This window comes from Pseudomonas sp. B14(2022) (assembly GCF_012030485.1).
Classification (GTDB): domain Bacteria; phylum Pseudomonadota; class Gammaproteobacteria; order Pseudomonadales; family Pseudomonadaceae; genus Aquipseudomonas.
Genome location: NZ_JAAUVM010000005.1, coordinates 238585 through 257940, shown reverse-complemented (window position 1 = coordinate 257940; position 19356 = coordinate 238585). Strand labels below are relative to the sequence as shown.

Here is a 19356-nt window from a genome sequence, read left to right as displayed (position 1 = left end):
GCCTTGGCGAGGCTGCGGTTACGGCAGAGTCGACTGGACATTCAACGTCAAAAAATGAAACCGGTTTCAGAGGTAAACAACAATGCACAAATACCCCGTTTCCATCAGCCTTTCCAGCTACGGCGCCGACCTGGTCCGCCAGCAAGGCCAATTGAGTTTTGTCGAATTGCTGGCCGCCGCCGGTGCCCAGCGCATCGAGTGGCGCGAAGAACTGCTGACCGTTGAGCAACCCGCCGAATTGGCCCAGGCCGCCGCCGCACAGGGCCTGGAGTGCGTATTTTCATCGCCGCTTGAATTGTGGATCGCCGGCCGCGCCCAGCCGAATGCCGAACTGAACGCCACCCTCGACCGTGCCCAGGCCTTTGGTGCGCGCTGGCTGAAAGTCTCCCTCGGCTATTTCACCGACACCAATGACCTGGAAAGCCTGCACGCCCTGCTCGCCCGCCACCCGGTCAAGCTCTTGGTGGAAAACGACCAGACCCTGCACGGCGGGCGCATTGAGCCGATGCAGCGCTTCTTCACTGAAGTCGAGCGCCTGGGCCTGCCGGTCAAGATGACCTTCGATATCGGCAACTGGCAGTGGCAGGACCAATCCGCGTTGACCGCCGCACGCCTGCTGGGCCGGCACGTCGACTACCTGCACTGCAAGGCTGTGGCGCGCCGCGCAGACGGCAAGCTGGTAGCGCTGCCGCCCGGCGCCACCGACCTGCATCTGTGGGAACAACTGCTCAAGCACATGACTCAAGGCATTACACGGGCAGTGGAATTTCCGCTGCAGGGCGATGACCTGGTCGACGTCACTGCGCAACAAGTGGCGGCCCTCGCCCTCCTCGGCCAACCTCGTGGGGAGAATGCCCATGTCTGAGATCGATATTCTGTCGTTTGGCGAAACCATGGCGATGTTTGTCGCCGAGCAGACCGGCGACCTGGCCCAGGTGGCGCAGTTTCACAAACGCATTGCCGGCGCCGACAGTAATGTCGCCATCGGCCTGTCGCGCCTGGGCTTCAACGTCGCCTGGCTGAGCCGGGTGGGCGATGATTCCCTCGGGCGCTTTGTGGTCGACACGCTGAAAAAAGAAGGCCTGGATTGCCGGCATGTGGCGGTCGATCCGCTGCACCCCACCGGTTTTCAGCTCAAGTCCCGCGAAGAAGCCGGCGATGACCCGCAGGTGGAGTATTTCCGCAAGGGCTCGGCCGCCAGCCAGTTGTCCGTGGCCGCCATCAGCCCTGCGCTGCTGCAGGCCCGCCATCTGCATGCCACCGGTATTCCGCCGGCCTTGTCCGGGGCCACCCGCGAGTTGTCCCGCGAGTTGATGACACAGATGCGCAAAGCCGGGCGCAGCGTGTCGTTCGACCCTAACCTGCGTCCGTCGCTATGGACCAGCCAGGCGCAGATGATCGACGAAATCAACGCCCTCGCCAGCCTCGCCGACTGGGTCTTGCCGGGCCTGGGCGAAGGCCGTCTGCTCACCGGTTTCGACGACCCGGCGGATATCGCCGCGTTCTACCTCGACCAGGGCGCCGAAGCCGTGGCGATCAAGCTCGGCCCTGACGGCGCCTACTTCCGCACCCAGCTGAACCAGGGCTTTGTCGCCGCCGTGCCCGTGGACAAGGTGGTGGACACCGTTGGCGCCGGCGATGGCTTTGCCGTGGGCATGATCAGCGCCCTACTGGAAAACCTCAGCTTCCCCGAGGCGGTGCAACGCGGCAACTGGATCGGCAGCCGCGCCGTGCAAAGTCGCGGCGATATGGAAGGTTTGCCCACCCGCTCTGAATTACCCACCCGATCCGTCGCTTGACCCACACCCTGTTGCCACAACTACAACAAGCTCAGGAGCAACCTTATGGAAACCGTGAAACTCGCCACCCGCCGTTGGTGGTACATCATGCCCATCGTCTTTATCACCTACAGCCTGGCCTACCTGGACCGCGCCAACTACGGCTTCGCCGCCGCCTCCGGGATGGCCGAAGACCTGATGATCACCCCCGGCATGTCGTCATTGCTGGGTGCACTGTTTTTCCTTGGCTACTTCTTCTTCCAGGTGCCGGGCGCCATCTATGCGCAAAAGCGCAGCGTCAAGAAGCTGATTTTCGTCAGCCTGATCCTCTGGGGTGGGTTGGCTACCCTGACCGGCGTGGTGTCCAACGCCTACATGCTGATCGTCATTCGCTTCATGCTCGGCGTGGTCGAGGCCGCCGTGATGCCGGCCATGCTGGTGTACCTGTGCCACTGGTTCACCCGTGCCGAGCGCTCGCGGGCCAATACCTTCCTGATCCTCGGCAACCCGGTGACCATGCTGTGGATGTCGGTGGTGTCCGGCTACCTCGTGCAGCATTTCAGCTGGCGCTGGATGTTTATCATCGAAGGCCTGCCGGCGGTGTTCTGGGCGTTTATCTGGTGGAAGCTGGCGGATGAAAAACCCGCGGACGCCAAGTGGCTGAGCGAACAGCACAAAAAAGACCTGGAAAGCGCGCTGGCCGCCGAACAGGTCGGTATCAAGGCGGTGAAGAACTACGCCGAAGCGTTCCGTTCGCCCAAGGTGATCATCCTGGCGCTGCAGTTTTTCTGCTGGAGCATCGGCGTGTACGGCTTCGTCTTGTGGCTGCCGTCAATCCTCAAGAAAGGCCTGCAGATGGACATGGTCGAAGCCGGCTGGCTCTCGGCCCTGCCCTATCTCGCCGCCGTGATCGCCATGCTGGCGGTGTCCTGGGGCTCGGACAAACTGCAAAAGCGCAAGCGCTTCGTGTGGCCGCCACTGCTGATTGCTTCCATCGCCTTCTACGCCTCCTACGTGTTGGGCGCCGAACACTTCTGGTGGTCCTACACCCTGCTGGTGATTGCCGGGGCTTGCATGTATGCGCCGTACGGGCCGTTTTTTGCCATCGTCCCGGAAATCCTCCCCGCCAACGTCGCCGGTGGCGCCATGGCGCTGATCAACAGCATGGGCGCCCTCGGCTCGTTCGGCGGCTCGTACCTGGTGGGTTACCTCAATAGCAGCACCGGCTCGCCCGGCGCCTCGTACCTGCTGATGAGCGGCGCGCTGATGCTGTCGGTGGTGCTGACGATTTTCCTCAAGCCCGGCGCCAGTGACCGTGAGCGCGCGCCGCTGCCTACCCTCGAATTGAAGGTAAAAACTCAATGAAAAAATCTGTGGTTTTATACAAGAAACTCTCCGCACCGCTGATGGCGCGCCTGCATGAACACGCCGAGGTCACGCTGATCGAAGCGCTGGACGAGACCGGCCTGGCCAAGCTGCGCGACGCCCTGCCCACCGCCCACGGCCTGCTCGGTGCCAGCCTGCGCCTGGATGCCAGGCTGCTGGATCTCGCGCCGCACCTGGAGGCCGTGGCCAGCGTGTCCGTGGGGGTCGACAACTACGATATCGACTACCTGACCCAACGCGGCATCCTGCTCAGCAACACCCCGGACGTGCTCACCGAAACCACCGCCGACACCGGCTTTGCGCTGATCCTCGCCACCGCCCGCCGAGTGGTCGAGCTGGCGGACATGGTGCGCGCCGGCCAGTGGAACAAGAATATCGGCCCGTCACACTTCGGCAGCGACGTGCATGGCAAGACCCTGGGCATCATCGGCATGGGCCGCATCGGCGAAGCCTTGGCCCAGCGCGGGCATTTCGGCTTTGGCATGCCGGTGCTCTACCACAGCCACTCGCCCAAGCCGGCGGTGGAACAGCGCTTTGGTGCGCAGTACCGCAGCCTTAACGACTTGCTGCAACAGGCCGATTTTGTCTGCCTGACCCTGCCGCTGACCGCCGAAACCGAGAAGCTGATCGGCGCCGAGCAGTTTGCGCTGATGGGCCCGGAGACGATCTTTATCAATATCTCGCGGGGCAAAGTGGTGGACGAGGCGGCGCTGGTCGACGCCTTGCAGCAACGTACGATTCGGGCGGCGGGGTTGGACGTGTTCGAAAAGGAACCGCTTGATCAAGGCTCACCGTTGCTGCGTCTGAACAACGTGGTGGCGACCCCGCATATCGGCTCCGCAACCCATGAGACGCGGGAGGCGATGGCCAAGTGCGCGGTGGATAATCTGTTGCAGGCATTGGCAGGTGAAAAACCGAAGAACCTGGTCAACCCAGGCGCTTGGAAGCAATAAACACATGTGGGAGGGGGCAAGCCCCTCCCACATTTTTGCCAGTATTCCAAATACTTAGATAACGAACCTGGCCACCATCCCATTCAAATCCACCGCCAGGCGCGACAGTTCATGGCTGGCTGCAGTAGTCTGGTTGGCGCCCGCCGCCGACTGAGTCGCCAGGTCGCGGATGTTGACCAGGTTGCGGTCCACTTCGCGGGAGACCTGGGCCTGTTCTTCCGACGCGCTGGCAATCACCAGGTTGCGTTCGTTGATCAGGCTGATGGACTGGGTGATCTGCTCCAGGGCCACACCGGCGGCACGCGCCAATTCCAGGGTGTTTTGGGTGCGCTGGTTGCTCTGTTGCATCGACTGCACGGCTTCACCGGTACCATTCTGGATGCCGGCGACCATTTTCTCGATTTCCTGGGTCGACTGCGCCGTGCGATGGGCCAGGGCCCGCACTTCGTCAGCCACCACCGCGAACCCGCGACCGGCTTCACCGGCGCGCGCCGCTTCGATGGCGGCGTTGAGCGCCAACAGGTTGGTTTGTTCGGCAATCGCGCGGATCACGTCCAGCACCTTGCCGATGTCACGGCCCTGGGTGGCCAGGCCTTCGATCATCGCTGCGGTGTTTTGGACGTCCTGGGTCATGGTCTGGATCGCCCCGACGGTTTCCACCACACGGTCGCGGCCTTCGCGCGCGGCCTGGTTGGACTGGTTGGAAGCCTCGGAGGTGGACACTGCATTGCGCGCCACTTCCTCCACCGCAGCGGTCATCTCGTTGACCGCCGTGGCGGCCTGGTCGATTTCATTGTTCTGCTGTTGCAGGCCCCGGGACGCTTCCTCGGTCACGTTGCTCAACTCTTCAGCCGCCGAGGCCAGCTGCGTGGCCGAACCGGCAATGTGCTGGATGGTCTGGCGCAGGTTGGTTTGCATGCTCGACAAGGCGTTGATCAGGCGCGCGGGTTCATCGTTGCCATTATCTTCAATGACGCTGGTCAGGTTGCCACCTGCGATGGTTTCAGCCACCTGAACAGCTTTACGCAAAGGCGTGACAATGCTGCGGGTCAGCAACCAGGCCAGCAGCACCGTGAGCAGCGCAGCGGTGACCGACACCACGATAATCCCGGTGATGGCGCTGGTGTAGCTCTGCCCTGCGTGGTCGTCGGCTTGCTTGGCGTTGGCGGCATTGATCGCGATCAGCTTGTTCAACTGCTCGCCCATCTGGTCAGTACCGTCCTTGACACGGGTATTGATCAGGGCGCGCATCTCCTCGACGTTGCCTTGCTTGGACAACGTCAGCATGTCCGCCTGGGCCTTGAAGTAGTTATCCAGGGTGCTGACAAATGTCTTGTACAGCGCCGCTTCCTCAGTACCGGCAGGTAACGCCGCGTAGCCGGCCTGGGCCTTCTTCACCTTGTCGACCAGCACGCCGATGCGCGTTTCGGCTTCCTGCAGGGCGGCGGGCTCGCGGTTGACCAGTACTCTAAATGACAGAATACGCATGCGCAGGACGTTCTCCGTCATCTGGCCCAGGTACGTCACGCTGGGCAGTTGGTTCGCGCTCATGTCCACCGAGGCTTGGCGCATCAACGTCATGCGGTTGGCCGCGAAGCCGCCCAACACCACCACTAACAGGGCGATGAAAGCGAAGCCGAGAGAAGCTCGAGGGGCGATGTTCAAGTGACGGAGTGACATAGGGGTGATCTCGAAATGGAGTGGCGGCTCGCGCCCATGCCACAAAACGACCAGCCAGCGTCAACGCACTGTCTGACCTCGGCCATCACTGTTGTTTTTGATAGGTGGGCCTATAAGCAGTATCGGCAGGAATCGAGGTTTTATGCAGGGTCTTTATAAATATTTTTTTACACTTCTGACGCTGAGCAGTTTCTGGCATCCTGCGCCTCCCTTTTCTGACCCGAGCCATCATTTTGTCTGACGCTCATGCCCCCCGCCCCCGCTATAAATCCGACCTGATCTACGGCCTGGAAGATCGCCCGCATTTCAGCGCAGCGATCTTCGCCGCGTTGCAGCATGTGCTGGCCAGTTTTGTTGGCATCATCACCCCCACCCTGATCGTCGGTGGCGTGCTCGGCCTGGAAAGCGAAGTGCCCTACCTGGTGAGCATGGCGCTGTTTGTGTCGGGGCTCGGCACCTTCGTCCAGGCACGCACGTTCGGCCCCATTGGTTCGGGGCTGCTGTGCCTGCAAGGCACCAGTTTCTCGTTTATCAGCGTGATTCTCAGCGCGGGGTTCATGGTCAAGGCCCGGGGCGGCGGCACCGATGAGATCCTCTCGACGATCTTTGGCATCTGCTTTTTTGCAGCGTTTATCGAAGTGGTGTTCAGCCAGTTCATCGGCAAGCTGCGCAAGCTGATCACCCCGGTGGTTACCGGCACCATCATTACCCTGATGGGCCTGTCACTGATCAAAGTGGCCGTCACCGACATGGCCGGCGGCTTTGGCGCCAGCGACCTGGGCGCGGCGAGCAACATGGGCCTGGCAGCCCTGGTGCTGCTGACCATCGTGGTGCTTAACCGCTTCAATAACCCGTTCCTGCGCCTGGGTTCGATCGTGATCGGCCTGGCCTTGGGTTTTGTGGTGGCCTGGTGCCTGGGGCGCGTCGATATGGCGGCACTGCCCCAGGTGCCGCTGATCAGCGTGCCGGTGCCGTTCAAGTACGGTTTCTCGTTCGACTGGCTGGCGTTTATCCCGGTCGCGGTGATCTTCCTGATTTCGCCCCTGGAAGCGGCCGGTGACCTGACGGCCAACTCGATGATTTCCCAACAGCCGGTCAAGGGCCCGCTGTACATCAAGCGCATCAAGTCGGGCCTGTTGGCCGACGGCCTCAACTCGGCGATGGCCGCGACCTTCAACAGCCTGCCGATGGTGACGTTCGCCCAGAACAACGGCGTGATCCAGTTGACCGGCGTGGCCAGCCGCTACGTGGCGTACTTCATTGCCGGCCTGCTGGTGCTGCTGGGGCTGTTCCCGATGATCGGCGCGGTGCTGCAACTGATGCCCAAGCCGGTGCTGGGCGGCGCGACCCTGATCATGTTCGGGACCGTCGCCGTGGCCGGCATCAAGATCCTCGCCGAAGCCGGGCTGCATCGCCGCAATGTGCTGATCGTGGCGATCTCCCTCGGCATGGGCCTGGGCGTTGCCGCCGTGCCGGAAGTGTTGCGCGAGCTGCCCAAGGCGCTGCACAACATCTTCGAATCGCCGATCACCGTGGGTGCGTTCTGTGCAATCCTGCTGAACATTTTCCTGCCGGAAGAGTTCATAGAGCTGGAAGAAGATGAATTTGATCCGGAGTCCTCTACCCTCAAAGTGATGCAGGACCCGGACGTCACGAAATAGGAGCACCCTTTGTATGCGCAAGCTCATGGTTCTATCGCTGTTGCTGCTGAGCTTGAGCGCCTGCGCGCTGTTCCCCAACCGCGACCCGGTGAATATCAATGTGGTGGGCATCGAGCCGCTGCAAAGCCAGGACCTGGAAGTGCGCTTCGCCGTGAAGCTGCGGGTGCAGAACCCCAATGAAACGGCGATCGACTACAACGGCGTGGCCCTGGACCTGGAGGTCAACGGCCGGCCGCTGGCGTCGGGAGTGAGTGACCAGAGCGGAAGCATCCCACGTTTTTCCGAGACCGTGCTGGTGGTGCCGGTGAGTGTTTCGGCGTTTTCCGTGCTGCGCCAGACCTTGGGCCTGAGCCAGACCCAGAGCTTGAACAACCTGCCCTATGTGCTACGGGGCAAACTGGCGGGTGGGCTGTTCGGTACGATGCGCTTTGTGGACCGTGGCACGCTGGACTTGCCGAATACCGCGACCTGGTGATGACACCATGCAACCGACACTCTTTACCGAACGCCTGATCCTGCGCCCGCTGACCCTGGACGATGCCGAAGGGATCCAGCAGCAATTTCCGCACTGGGACGTGGTGCGTTACCTCAACGCCCTGGTGCCCTGGCCCTACCCGGCCGACGGCGCGCGCACCTACCTGGAGCACATCGCCCTACCCGCCATGGCCCGTGGCGAGGAATGGCATTGGTCGCTGCGCCTGAAAAGCGCACCTGAACAGTTGATTGGTAACGTCAGCTTGATGGACGAGCAGGATAACAACCGCGGGTTCTGGCTAGGGCCGCAATGGCAGGGGCAAGGTTTGATGTCCGAAGCCAGCGCGGCGGTGACCGACTACTGGTTCGGCGTGCTCAAGCGCCCCGTGCTGCGAGTGCCCAAGGCCGCACCCAACCTGGGCTCACGGCGGATTTCCGAGCGTACGGGCATGCGTTTGATCAGGACGGATGAAGGTGAGTTTGTGGCAGGGACTTTCCTGCGGGATATCTGGGAAATGACCCGCGAGGAATGGCTGGAAACCCAATCGCCCAAACGCTGAGGGCCACCTCCCACAGTTCGACCGTGGTTCAGTCGGTGATATAGCGCACGCCTGGCTTGGCGCGCTCATCCACCACCAGTTCGAACACATCCGGCCGGGCGTAATGCCCCACCACGTCATAGTCGTACCGCGCGCGCACCAGGTCATCGGTGTTGATCTGCGCGGTCAACAACCCCACCTCACCCAGCAACGGCCCTGCCAGGATGTCGCCCATGGGGCCGACAATCACGCTGCCGCCGGCGATCAACGGGCGTTCCGAAGGCCAGTTGGCGACCTCGATGCCCAGCGCCTGAGGCGAGGCCTGCACCTGGCAGGCACTGACCACAAAGCAGCGCCCTTCATGCGCCACATGGCGCATGCTCACCTGCCACATCTCGCGTTCATCCACCGTCGGCGCGCACCACACCTCGACGCCCTTGGCGTACATCGCAGTGCGCAGCAGCGGCATCATGTTTTCCCAGCACACCGCGCCGCCGATACGCCCTACCGCCGCGTCGATCACCGGCAAGGTCGAGCCGTCACCCTTGCCCCAGATCAGCCGCTCGGTGCCGGTGGGCATCAGTTTGCGGTGCTTGGCCACCAGGCCGCCCGACGGTTCGAAATACAGCACGGTGCAATACAGGCTGCTGCCACTGCGCTCGATCACGCCCAGCACCAGGCTGGCGCCGGTACGTGCCGACAAGCCGGCCAGGGCTTCGGTCTCGGCGCCCGGCACATCGATGGCGTTGGCAAAATAGCGGGCAAAGGCTTCGCGGCCTTCGGGCAGGCGATAGCCCAATTGGGTGCCAAAACCTTCACCCTTGGGATAGCCGCCTAGCAGCGCTTCGGGCATCACCACCAATTGCGCGCCGCTGCGCAGGATCTCGTGTTCATAGGCGAGAATTTTCGCCAGGGTGTCGGCCTTGCCGCCAGGCAGGGAACCGATTTGCAGGGCCGCCACAGTGGAAACTGGCATCACGATCACTCCAAATAAAGGGGGTTGCCCATTCTCTCGCCAGGCTCGATCATGAATAAAGCCCACCTCAGTGCTGAACGATATGAGCCAAATGAATATCGCCCAGGTTGACCTGAACCTGCTGAAAACCTTCGAAGCCCTGCACGATGAGTCCAGCGCCAGCCGCGCGGCGTTGCGCCTGGGTGTTACACAGTCGGCCATCAGTGCAGGCTTGCGCCGTTTACGCGACGTCTATGGCGACCAACTGTTTGTGCGCACCGGCCGTGGCCTGGCGCCCACGCTGCGGGCCAACCAGTTGAAACCGGTGATCAGCGAGGCGCTGGAGCGCTGTCGGCAAAGCCTGGCGATGGTCAATCCAGACAACCCGAACTATCAAGGCCGCTCGGTGGTGGTGGGCCTGTCCGACGACTTCGAGATTGCCTATGGCCGCCGACTGATGGACGCCATCGCACAACGTCTGCCGAAGCTGCGGGTGATTTTCCGCCAGACCCACAGCCAGATCGTTGCCGGCGCTCTGCTCGACCGCACCCTGGACCTGGCGATTACGGCGGGCGGTTTTGCGCAAAGCCGGTTGAGTCGGCAGATATTGGGAGAGGGGGATTATCGCTGCGTCGTGGACCCTCGCAGCTTGGCGTCGGGCCAGGAAAGCCTCAGCCTGGATGAATTTGTCACCCGCGAGCATGTGCTGGTGTCGTCGGGCGGTTTTATCGGCATTACAGACGAAGGGTTGGCGGCGCAGGGGCTGAGCCGGCAGGTGTGCGCCTCGACCAGTCATTTTGCCGCGCTGCCGTTTCTGCTCAAGGGCAGCCAGGCGGTGGCGACCATTCCCGGGCATGCGGCGCAGGCCATCGCCGAGATGACCGGACTGCGGGTACTGCCCTGCCCGCTGGCGCTGCCGCGCTACCCCGTGGAGCTGGGTTGGCGAACCCAGGCCCAGCTCGACCCGATGTTACTTAAAGTCCGCGAGGCGATTGCCGCCAGCTTTACTTCGCCGCCGCCATCAGTTTGTTGACTTCACTGCGCACCATGTTGGAAAACTCCGGTGGCGACATGCCGTCGAGTTCGGCGCGGACCCATTCGGACCACTTGCCCTTGCGCTTGGCGCGCTCACCGAACAAGCGCGCGGCTTCGCCCTTGGCCTTACCCAGGTTGGTTTGCCACAGGTCGTAGAGGCGGGACTTTTCATCTTCCAGCTCGGCGCGTTCGGCGAGGGTCTTGTTGGCGAGATTGAAGCTCATGTCAAAATTCCTGCTGCACAAATAGACGACATCTTACACTGTAGGTCGAATTTTCCAGATTTGGATTTCGCTCGCCAGTGCTGACCCGACAAAAAACTGCAACTTTTGCCGCCGCCCGGCACTCCATTGTTCACTGTCACATTCACCTGCAAGGAGTCACACCCATGGCCCGCAAAACTGCCGCCCAAGCTGTTGAAGATCAAATCAAGGATCAAGCATTCAGTGAACTGACGGCCCTGATCGAAGAATCGGACAAGCTGCTCAAAAGCAGCGCTGCCCTGGTGGGCGAAGAAGGCGAAACCCTGCGCGAACAGGTCGCCATCAAACTCAAGCAGGCATTGGATTCGGTATCCAACGTGCGCGAGCGCAGCAAGCCGGTGGTCGATGCCACCGAAACCTACATCGGCGGCCATCCATGGCAGACCGTGGCCATCTCCGCGGGCTTTGGCCTAGTGGTTGGCCTGCTGCTGGGTCGCCGTAACTGACACCTTCCGTATAGCTCCATGCGTACGCAGCTGCCGAGTGCAAGCGAGGCAGCTGCGTATTTGCGCGGAGCGGGATAAGACAGCATCTACGTAGCCCAGTCTCGCAGCTGGTTCAATGCTTCCAGATCCACCTCCACCCCCGCCTCCAACGACTTCGCCCGCGTGCGATGACGTCGATCCCCCGGCAAGCGCCGCAACCCTGCCGCATGCATCTGCCGCACCAACTCCTGGCTGCGCTCGGCGAAGCTTTGCCCGGCGGTTTTGCTCGGGTCGATCACAATCAGCAGTTGGCCGGTCCAGGGCGTGCGCGCGCCAGGATGGTCGGCCCAGTTGAACTCGAAAGAGAAGTTGCCGCCCGTCAGGGCCGCCGCCAGCAACTCGACCATCATCGACAACGCCGAGCCCTTGTGCCCGCCAAACGGCAGCAGCGCACCGCCCTCCAGCACGGCCTTGGGGTCGGTGGTGGGCTGGCCAAGGCTGTCAACACCCATGCCCGGCGGCAGGCGCTCGCCTTTGCGCGCAGCGATTTGCACGTCACCGTGGGCAATGGCGCTGGTGGCCAGGTCGAAAACAATAGGGGCGCCATCGGCACGCGGCGCCGCGAAGGCAATGGGGTTGGTACCGAACAACGGGCGGTCGGCGCCATGGGGCACGACGCAGGTCATGCTATTGACCACGCTCAGCGCCACCAACCCCTCCTCGGCGAAAGGTTCGACATCGGGCCACAACGCGGCGAAGTGATGGGAATTGTGGATCGCCAGCAGCGCGATGCCGGCACTGCGTGCCTTGGCCACCAGCAACGGACGCGCGGCCTCAAGGGCCGGCTGGGCGAAGCCATTGCCGGCATCCACCCGCACGAAACCCGACGCGACATCCGTGACCACCGGTGTAGCCTTGCCGTCGACCCAGCCACTGGCCAGTGTGCTGAGGTAACCGGGGATACGGAAAACCCCGTGGCTGTGGGCGCCATCGCGCTCTGCACTGGCGCAATTGCGTGCCAGGATCGCGGCAACTTCCGGCGACGTGCCGTGCTTCACAAACACGGCGTGGAGCAAGCCCACCAGGTCGTTGAAACGGATGAGCGCTGTAGCGTTTTCAACTATCGGGGACTGGGCAGACATCTGTAGCTCCGATTTTATAATTGGAAGAGACAACAAGAATCCAGACCGTTGATTAAACAACGGCCCATGTGCCTGCTGTCAACGGACGCTTGAAGCCGGGTCCAGTTATCTACCGCCACACACGCCGCGGCGCCGCCTACCCTGGTCTCCATTCCCCTTTGTTGAACGGAGAGCACACCTTGGCGACCATCACCCCGCCGTATTTTTTCGATGAGTTCCTACTGCCAACCCGACGCAAGCAACCCACGCCACGGGAACATGCACTGGGGTTCACAGTCAAGGACCTCGATTGGCTGCATACGCTGTACTACGCCACTCATACGGCACGTACGGACCTGACCCTGCAGCGCTACCCGATGCGGGTGGAAAGACTGTTGATCAACGCACCGGGCCAAGCCGCCCTCCCGATGGCCGGCGCCTTCATGATGAGCCCGACCCCGGACGACAACAAAGCCGTGCTGTACACCCCGTATGGCGGGCTGGAGTTATTCGAGAGCCGCACCGCGCTGCTCAGTGAAGTGCAGGAGCGTTTGAAGCAACCGAGCTCGCGCACCGACCTGCTGCAATTTCTGTCGATTGCCGAGCGTGACGCATTGCCGGTGACGGTGCACCTGACGGTGACGGCGAGCGTCATCGAAGGCGCCGTGATGGAAGACCAGAAGAACACCGTCCTGGCCTGTCAGCAAAAAAATGCAGTGGCCCTGCTTGATGAGCTGCGCAAATTTCCCAGCCTCAATGGGATGCTCGACACCTTGCTCAGCATCATGGCCCGCACCTATTTCCCCGGCCTGAACCAGGCCGACACTCGGGTGAATTTCTTCAGCCGCGCGTCCGTGGGAGAGCACAGCCGCTGGGTCGACTCGCTACCGTTGCGCGACGCGCTGTTACGGTTTTACGTCTCCCATGCCTGGCCCGCGGGCCAGACTCACTCCTTTTTCAACATCGGCCATGACACCCGCGCCTTTACCCAGGCGCAACTGGCCGACGACCTGCAACGCTGGGACAGCGTGGTCGAGCAAACCAGCGGGATTCTTTCAACGCTGTTGAACAGCCTGTTGCAGACCTACTGGAATGAAGACTTCAACGCAGGGCAGTCACGTCGGCAGTTTTGCGCCCGGGTCATGAGTGACAAGTGCCGCACCGACCTGCTGCTCAAGCACCAGGACAGGGTTCTGTCCACCGATGAAAGTCAAAAACTGCGGGCGTTGTTCCTTCCGGACCACGCTTCGCGTATGGCCTTCGCCGGCCCGTTGAATATAGAAAAAGTGCGGGTTCACGCACCTTTTCAACACTACGTCGAACTGGGCGGCACCCTGATGATCAGCAATGCCCAGGCGTATCTGTATACCCAATCGCGTGGCTTGCAGGTGCTCGAGAACCTGAATGACCTCAAGGACATCCTACTGACCATGCTCAAAACCGCCGGGCATGAAGATGAGCTGCTCAATTTCCTGTCGCTGGACGAGCGCAGTGTGTTTATCGGCATGGATCACATTGAGGTGACCGGGAACCCTGTCGCTGGCGATCTATTTCTCGAAATGGTTGAGGACATTCTCGCCAAGCAGTTCGACAACCTGGAGTACGCGCTGGGGCTTTTTCGGCGCAGCGCGGGGGAGATCGACCTGGACGCGCTGCTCGACAGTGCCCTGGACGTACGCACCATGCTCGACAGCCGCTTGATGGCGTTGGAAACGGGCGGCCGCTGGAGCGTCCACCCCATTACCCTTGGCAATGGCCGCCCGTCCACGGTGCATGCCGAAAAGGCCAAGGCACACCTGCAGCGCCTGCAAGCCGTCGAGGCGGCCATGGCGCTGGAACGCAGCAAACAGCCGACCTTGCGCGACCTGGCGGCCCATGCGCTGGACGCCGAACTGGCCAAGCGCCGGCTGGACCTGAACGCCGACGATGTCTATATCAATACCTATGCCACACACGCCAGCGATCGCGAAGAGCGCTTGCCCCAACGGTCTTCCAGCATGGTCGAGCACTTTATTGCGCGCCTGGCCAAGCAAGCCATTGCGCTGACGGACTCGTCCCTGAGCGGGTTTTATGGCAGGCGCAGCGCGGGCGTCGCCAACAAGCTGCAAAACCTGACAACTGCTGGCTTCAATGCGGTTATCGAGCAGGTCCTGACCACCTTTGCAGAACGCGACTTGCGTGGGCTGCCACATCTGTTTCTGGACAATAACCGGGCCCACCTCAGCGATGGGATGCTGCAGGGGCTGAGCGGCGAAGCGCGACTGAGGCGGCTGGACAAAAGCTTGTCGCACCCCGGTCTCGCACTGCTGGACAGCGTCCTGCATGCCGACAGCCTGACCCGCCTGACCCGCCGAGGCCTCAACGGCTTCATCCCGGATGCGTTTGGCCTGACCCTCAAGATCGGCACTGACACCATCCCCCAGGCCCTGGCCAACTGCTTTGTGCTGACTGAACGCGGCGGCATAGACCCGGACCATTCAGGGGTGGCACTGCTGTGGACACCCCGTTGCGGCTATGAGGCATTTGCGTCGATCAAGGTGCTGTGCGAAGCCCTGAAACAACGTTTACAAGACCCCTTCGGGCGGTTGCCGCTGATGGAGAATTTGCCGGTTTCCACGCGCGCGCCCCATCAGGCCTGTCAGCTCGGCCCCCTGCGTCGGATCGACGACCACCTGCTGCACAACCGCCAACAGTCCTACAGCGACTTCATGCGTGACGCGATTGAGCATCTACTCTCGATGAAGTTGAGCGCCCGGCGGTTTCAGGACTGCATGGACAGCTTTATCCGCCAGGCACCACCGACCAACCTGCCCAGGGCCATTGCCATCGCGCGCGCCATGGTCCAGCAGCAAGCACTGCCTGTGTGGCTGGGCATGGCACTGCCCCATGAACAGATCCTGCAGGCCGAATTGCTCGAGCAGTATCGCGTCAACAGCGCGGACGAGCGTGACTACCTGCACGGCATCACGCCCATGCGCGAACTGGCCAAACGCACCCTTTCGACCCTGCTCGATGCGCGTTTTGCCGGGCAAATCGTCAACCCGGACACCGTTCTGATTCCCGGCCGTATCGACCTGGAGGGGCACGCTGAAACCCTGACGGATTTCGCCCTGCGACACCTGCCTGATCTACGCGCCGAAGACATCCGGCCACAATCGCGCACAGCGACGCCTTTGCCTGCCGCACTGGACGGCAATGCGGTGGTGCAACTGGTTCGCCAACTGGACTTGAAAAGCCTTTACCAGACACGGCTAACCACGCGCCTCAAAGGTCAGACCGAAGACGCCCGTGAGCGCCGCCAATTGTTCTGCCGGCAGTTGCCCTGGCAATTGCTGCAATACGCTCATGAACAAACACTGCAGGAGCGGCTATCCGCATCAGCCTGGAGCTTCGTCCAGCAAGTATTCGACATGCCAGATGCCGTGGCGCGTGCCGCCGTGGCTGGCGCGACGGCGATCATACGGCCCCTTGAACTGATCGCCACTGCGGGCGCAGCCCAGGTCAAGGCACTGGGCTGCTACCTGATCGGTCCCAAAGCGGGCGCGTCCGGCCCCCTGATCCTGTATGCGCCCTACAGTCCCAAGCATTTATTAAAGGAGTACGCCAATGAGGCGGCGCTACTCAATGAGTTCACCACCGCCGGTGCGCTGCAGGACTGGGTAATCGGCCGGATGCCAGCCCCTCATCAGGCCACTTACCGCAATTTGCTGGGCCAACGCTGGAGCCAGGGGCACTCGGAAATCCAACTCGGCGCCTCGCCCATTACCGGCAACCTGTTGAGCCAGCTGTTTGAGGACAACCTCGAGATGCTGCTTCAGATGTTGGCCAGTCAGTTCTCTCCGTCGGGCAAGGTGCAGTGGAACGCAGCCACCAGCCTGTTCACCGAAGATATCCCTAAAGGATTGCAGTTCATGGCCGGCAAACTGGCGTACCCGCTGGCCGTGTGGCGCAGCCACAAACTGTTCCTGGCCTCGGCTGAAGACCTGCAGCGACACCGCTGGCAACACGCGCTCAAAACCTTTATCGGCGGTGTGGCCGAGCTGGCCTCCTTGCGCAAGGAGCTGGACAAACTCCTGCCGCAGACCGCCTCAACTGAGGAGCAAGTTCCACTGGAGCAATGGCTGCAAGCCCCTGCGCCGGCCGCCGCCACACTGGCCGACCTGGACCTGACCGCCCCTGCCCGCACCCGATTGCAAGCCTTTGAAAACCACGCAATTGCCTTGAAGGATCTGGAGCAAGACGCACAGAGCCGCCTGTACAGCGACAAGACTGGCAGCGGTCATTTCGTGCCGTTGGCAGGCAAGGTGTACCCGGTGAAAAAAGCCGGTGAACACTGGCGCGTGAGCAATGACGAACTGCATGGCCCTTATGTGCAACGCAATGCCCAAGGCGCATGGACGCTGGACCTCGGCCGGCACCACCCGCGCTACGGCAAGACCTTGAGTCGCTACGCAGGCAGGGCCAAAACCCGGGCAGCCGAACGGGACACCATCAATATCGAAGCCGTAGGCATGCGGGAAATTGCCGCGTTATCCAGTTGGAAAGCCCAGTGCATTGATGAAGCACTCAATGTTGCGACGTACTATGCGGTCACCTGCAAGCGCAACCTCCTGCACTTTGCCACACACCTGAAGCCCAACAGCCGGCCGGGGCGGTTTTTCAGTGAGTTATTCGGGGTTGTCACGCTGACGTCCGATCAGGTGCAACGAGTCGAGCGGCGCGTCGACGAGGTGCTCGATGAATTGACCAATCACACCCTGATCAGCCCGGACTCTCGGCGGTTTGTCAGCGGCACGCGCCGCTACAGCCAACAGGATACATTTGCCTTTGTGCTGCCCGATGATGCGGAGCAGAAGATCTACTTGCTGGACCGTTTTTTTGATCCGCACATGGATATCTACCAAAACCGATTGAACACCCCATTCAACCTCTCGGCCCATGCACGGGCAACGGTGTTGATTCATGAAATCACGCACATCAAGTCCTTGACCGAAGACCTGGCGTATCTGGACACCATGCGACCGTTCCATGACCTGATTAACGTAAAGATTCGCGGCGCCCAGCTGATGCAGACCGACCTTGGCAACTTGCGTGATACCGCACTGTCGACCCTGACGCCCGCCACCCTGTTGTTCAAGACATGGGACGAGTTCACCCAGGAATGGGAGGACTTCGGCAGCAGCCACGTGACGTCGGATCTGAAGGATAAAGTCCTCAGCACCACCGGCTGCCGGACCCTCGATGACGCACGGTCAATGTTCATGAGCAACGCCGACAAGCGTATCGACACGATTCTGGCCAATGCCGATTCCGTCACTTACCTGATCAGTCAACTCGGCCGGGAACTGGATGCGGGAGCCTGAACAGGCTCCCGGCGGGTCTATCAGTCTTTCTGGTCACGCAGGATATTGCCCGAAGCCCCATCGATGCGCGCTTCATACACGGTGCCGTCAGACTTGCGGCCTTTGACTTCCCAATAGCCGTTGTCATCGGCTTCGGCTGCATAGACTTCGATGTAGCCGGCCTTGGTCTTCGCCACTTCAATCGCCTTTTCAATGGTGATCCAGCCCGCACCGGGCTTATCGGCCAGAGCGGCGCCTGCACTGAGCAGCGCGGTGGTTGCACACAGGGCGACTAAGGTTTTCTTCAGCATATTCGTACTCCATTGTGGGAATGTCCTGAATTTTTTAGGTCGCGCCAAACAAGAATAAGTTCCAATTGATGTGCAATCGCCATGACGCCTGTTCTCGCGGTCCACCTCAGGAGGTTAGAATGTGCGAAATCAGGATGAGTTAATGAGCGAAAAGTCCCTTTCAGAAGCCGAATATGACGCCATCACCGACGCCGCCGCGCATTGGTGCATGCGCCTGCACGCAAGTGATTGCACCCCAGGTGAGCGTCAGGCTTTTGCGCAATGGCATGATTCCCACCCGCTGCACGCCTTTGAATACGCAGCGATGCTGGAAATCTGGGACGTCGCCGACCACCTGCCCCGCCACGAAACCCCGGCGTTGGTGGTGCCCTTCAAGAAGCCACGCAGCCGCTTGCGCACCTACGCGGTAGCGGCGGCGATCTGCCTGACCGCCTTGCCTCTGGTCGCGTTTACAGGCTGGGAAGCCGGCTGGTTGCCGAGTTCCTATGAACGTTTCCAGGCCGCCAATGGCTTGCGCCACGTCACCCTGGGCGATGGCAGCGAGGTGGAGCTCAACCTGGGCACCGAACTGGTCTACAGCAACTACAAGGATCAGCGCCGCGTCACGCTGAAAAAGGGCGAGGCGTTCTTCAAGGTCAGCCATGACAGCGCACACCCGTTTATCGTGCACGCAGGCTTAGGCCAGGTGCGCGTCACGGGCACCCAGTTCAACGTCTGGAAGTATGAAGACCAGGTGCGGGTGATGTTGCTCGAAGGCTCGGTGCAGATTGCCAGCGACTCGTTACACGGCAGCGTACCCCTGAGGCCGGGCATGCAGGCCAGCTACCAACAGGGCGATGCAACGCCGCGCATACAGGCAATCACCGCCAATGACACCGCCCTGGCCTGGCGCCAGGGCAAGCTGGTGCTCGACAATCTGGCCTTGGTCGATGCGTTGCCGTTGATCAACCGCTACCTGAACAAACCGGTGATGCTGGCAGACGCCAACACCGGGACGATTCGGATCGGCGGCATCTACAACATCACCGAGGTGAATAACCTCATCCCCTCGTTGCCCAAGGTTTTGCCGGTCTATCTGACCCAGAACCAGGATGGCAACCCTGTACTCAATTCCATCCCGCGTACCCCCCCCAAAGGCTGAGCCTGCCCCCCAGCCCGGGCGTCGTTGCGCCTGAAGTGTCCATTTTTGAAACACTCGACTTCCCTGGATCGCCCGTGTTGTGCGGATTCTTCGTTTTGTCATACGCAGTGTTACAGCGCCGATACAGCGGGGTGAATCGTTTGTGGTACGGCGCTGTGTGTGTGTGCCTGGACGGCAGGTGTCTCAGCGATGAAACAGCACTGACATCAGTTTGCCCACAAATAACTCCAACCCATTGAATAACAACAGTAAATAAAAAGCGGCACGGCTTCTGCTCTATCCCTTACAGCGC

The 19356-nt window shown here is 61.5% G+C and carries 16 protein-coding genes; 11 read left to right on the top strand and 5 right to left on the bottom strand.

Annotation, left to right across the window (positions count from 1 at the left end):
• Window positions 1-82: 82 nt before the first annotated feature.
• The 4 genes from HCF10_RS10795 to HCF10_RS10780 are packed head-to-tail and all read left to right on the top strand — an operon-like array spanning window position 83 to window position 4117.
• Complete coding sequence (locus HCF10_RS10795) at window positions 83-865, top strand: sugar phosphate isomerase/epimerase family protein (RefSeq protein WP_131696590.1); 783 nt, start codon at window positions 83-85, stop codon at window positions 863-865.
• Window positions 858-1799, top strand: a complete 942-nt coding sequence (locus HCF10_RS10790) for a sugar kinase (RefSeq protein ID WP_167655487.1) — start codon at window positions 858-860, stop codon at window positions 1797-1799. The genes HCF10_RS10795 and HCF10_RS10790 overlap by 8 nt, the downstream gene beginning before the upstream one ends.
• Before the next feature lie 45 nt (window positions 1800-1844).
• A complete protein-coding gene (locus HCF10_RS10785; RefSeq protein ID WP_167655486.1) occupies window positions 1845-3143 on the top strand; it encodes an MFS transporter in 1299 nt (432 codons plus the stop codon).
• On the top strand, window positions 3140-4117 hold the full coding sequence (locus tag HCF10_RS10780; RefSeq protein ID WP_167655485.1) for an NAD(P)-dependent oxidoreductase: 978 nt from the start codon (window positions 3140-3142) through the stop codon (window positions 4115-4117). The genes HCF10_RS10785 and HCF10_RS10780 overlap by 4 nt, the downstream gene beginning before the upstream one ends.
• A 54-nt stretch (window positions 4118-4171) precedes the next feature.
• Here HCF10_RS10780 and HCF10_RS10775 read toward each other — a convergent pair whose 3' ends face one another.
• A complete protein-coding gene (locus HCF10_RS10775) occupies window positions 4172-5797 on the bottom strand; it encodes a methyl-accepting chemotaxis protein (protein ID WP_167655484.1) in 1626 nt (541 codons plus the stop codon).
• Window positions 5798-6030: 233 nt separating this feature from the next.
• Between HCF10_RS10775 and HCF10_RS10770 the strand changes: the two genes are divergently transcribed.
• Genes HCF10_RS10770 through HCF10_RS10760 form a run of 3 tightly spaced genes read left to right on the top strand, consistent with a single transcriptional unit; the run spans window position 6031 to window position 8492 of the window.
• Window positions 6031-7458 (top strand): nucleobase:cation symporter-2 family protein, encoded by a 1428-nt coding sequence (locus tag HCF10_RS10770; protein WP_167655483.1) that lies wholly within the window; start codon window positions 6031-6033, stop codon window positions 7456-7458.
• Window positions 7459-7471: 13 nt separating this feature from the next.
• Window positions 7472-7933 carry an LEA type 2 family protein gene (locus HCF10_RS10765; RefSeq protein WP_145337296.1) on the top strand — a complete coding sequence of 154 codons (462 nt, stop codon included), beginning with the start codon at window positions 7472-7474 and terminating at the stop codon, window positions 7931-7933.
• A 7-nt stretch (window positions 7934-7940) separates the two neighbouring features.
• The gene (locus tag HCF10_RS10760) at window positions 7941-8492 is read left to right on the top strand and encodes a GNAT family N-acetyltransferase (protein ID WP_167655482.1); all 552 of its coding nucleotides are present in this window, start codon (window positions 7941-7943) and stop codon (window positions 8490-8492) included.
• 28 nt (window positions 8493-8520) lie between these two features.
• Here the strand turns inward: HCF10_RS10760 and HCF10_RS10755 are convergent, their stop codons facing one another.
• Window positions 8521-9447 (bottom strand): carbon-nitrogen hydrolase family protein, encoded by a 927-nt coding sequence (locus tag HCF10_RS10755; RefSeq protein WP_167655481.1) that lies wholly within the window; start codon window positions 9445-9447, stop codon window positions 8521-8523.
• A gap of 91 nt (window positions 9448-9538) precedes the next feature.
• On the opposite strand from HCF10_RS10755, the gene HCF10_RS10750 reads away from it, so the two are divergent.
• Window positions 9539-10459 carry a LysR family transcriptional regulator gene (locus tag HCF10_RS10750; protein ID WP_167655480.1) on the top strand — a complete coding sequence of 307 codons (921 nt, stop codon included), beginning with the start codon at window positions 9539-9541 and terminating at the stop codon, window positions 10457-10459.
• Here the strand turns inward: HCF10_RS10750 and HCF10_RS10745 are convergent.
• Window positions 10431-10685, bottom strand: a complete 255-nt coding sequence (locus tag HCF10_RS10745; protein WP_053135090.1) for a hypothetical protein — start codon at window positions 10683-10685, stop codon at window positions 10431-10433. The genes HCF10_RS10750 and HCF10_RS10745 overlap by 29 nt on opposite strands.
• Before the next feature lie 164 nt (window positions 10686-10849).
• Here HCF10_RS10745 and HCF10_RS10740 point away from each other — a divergent pair, with 164 nt between their 5' ends.
• Window positions 10850-11170 carry a DUF883 family protein gene (locus HCF10_RS10740; protein ID WP_032887039.1) on the top strand — a complete coding sequence of 107 codons (321 nt, stop codon included), beginning with the start codon at window positions 10850-10852 and terminating at the stop codon, window positions 11168-11170.
• A gap of 86 nt (window positions 11171-11256) precedes the next feature.
• Here HCF10_RS10740 and HCF10_RS10735 read toward each other — a convergent pair whose 3' ends face one another.
• On the bottom strand, window positions 11257-12291 hold the full coding sequence (locus HCF10_RS10735; protein WP_167655479.1) for an Ldh family oxidoreductase: 1035 nt from the start codon (window positions 12289-12291) through the stop codon (window positions 11257-11259).
• Between the two features lie 179 nt (window positions 12292-12470).
• Between HCF10_RS10735 and HCF10_RS10730 the strand changes: the two genes are divergently transcribed.
• Window positions 12471-17633, top strand: coding sequence for a dermonecrotic toxin domain-containing protein (locus tag HCF10_RS10730; protein ID WP_167655478.1), 5163 nt, complete (start codon window positions 12471-12473; stop codon window positions 17631-17633).
• Window positions 17634-17653: 20 nt separating this feature from the next.
• Here the strand turns inward: HCF10_RS10730 and HCF10_RS10725 are convergent, their stop codons facing one another.
• On the bottom strand, window positions 17654-17923 hold the full coding sequence (locus tag HCF10_RS10725) for a PepSY domain-containing protein (protein ID WP_025857288.1): 270 nt from the start codon (window positions 17921-17923) through the stop codon (window positions 17654-17656).
• A 142-nt stretch (window positions 17924-18065) separates the two neighbouring features.
• Between HCF10_RS10725 and HCF10_RS10720 the strand changes: the two genes are divergently transcribed.
• Window positions 18066-19064, top strand: coding sequence for a FecR family protein (locus HCF10_RS10720; RefSeq protein WP_131696602.1), 999 nt, complete (start codon window positions 18066-18068; stop codon window positions 19062-19064).
• Window positions 19065-19356 lie beyond the last annotated feature (292 nt).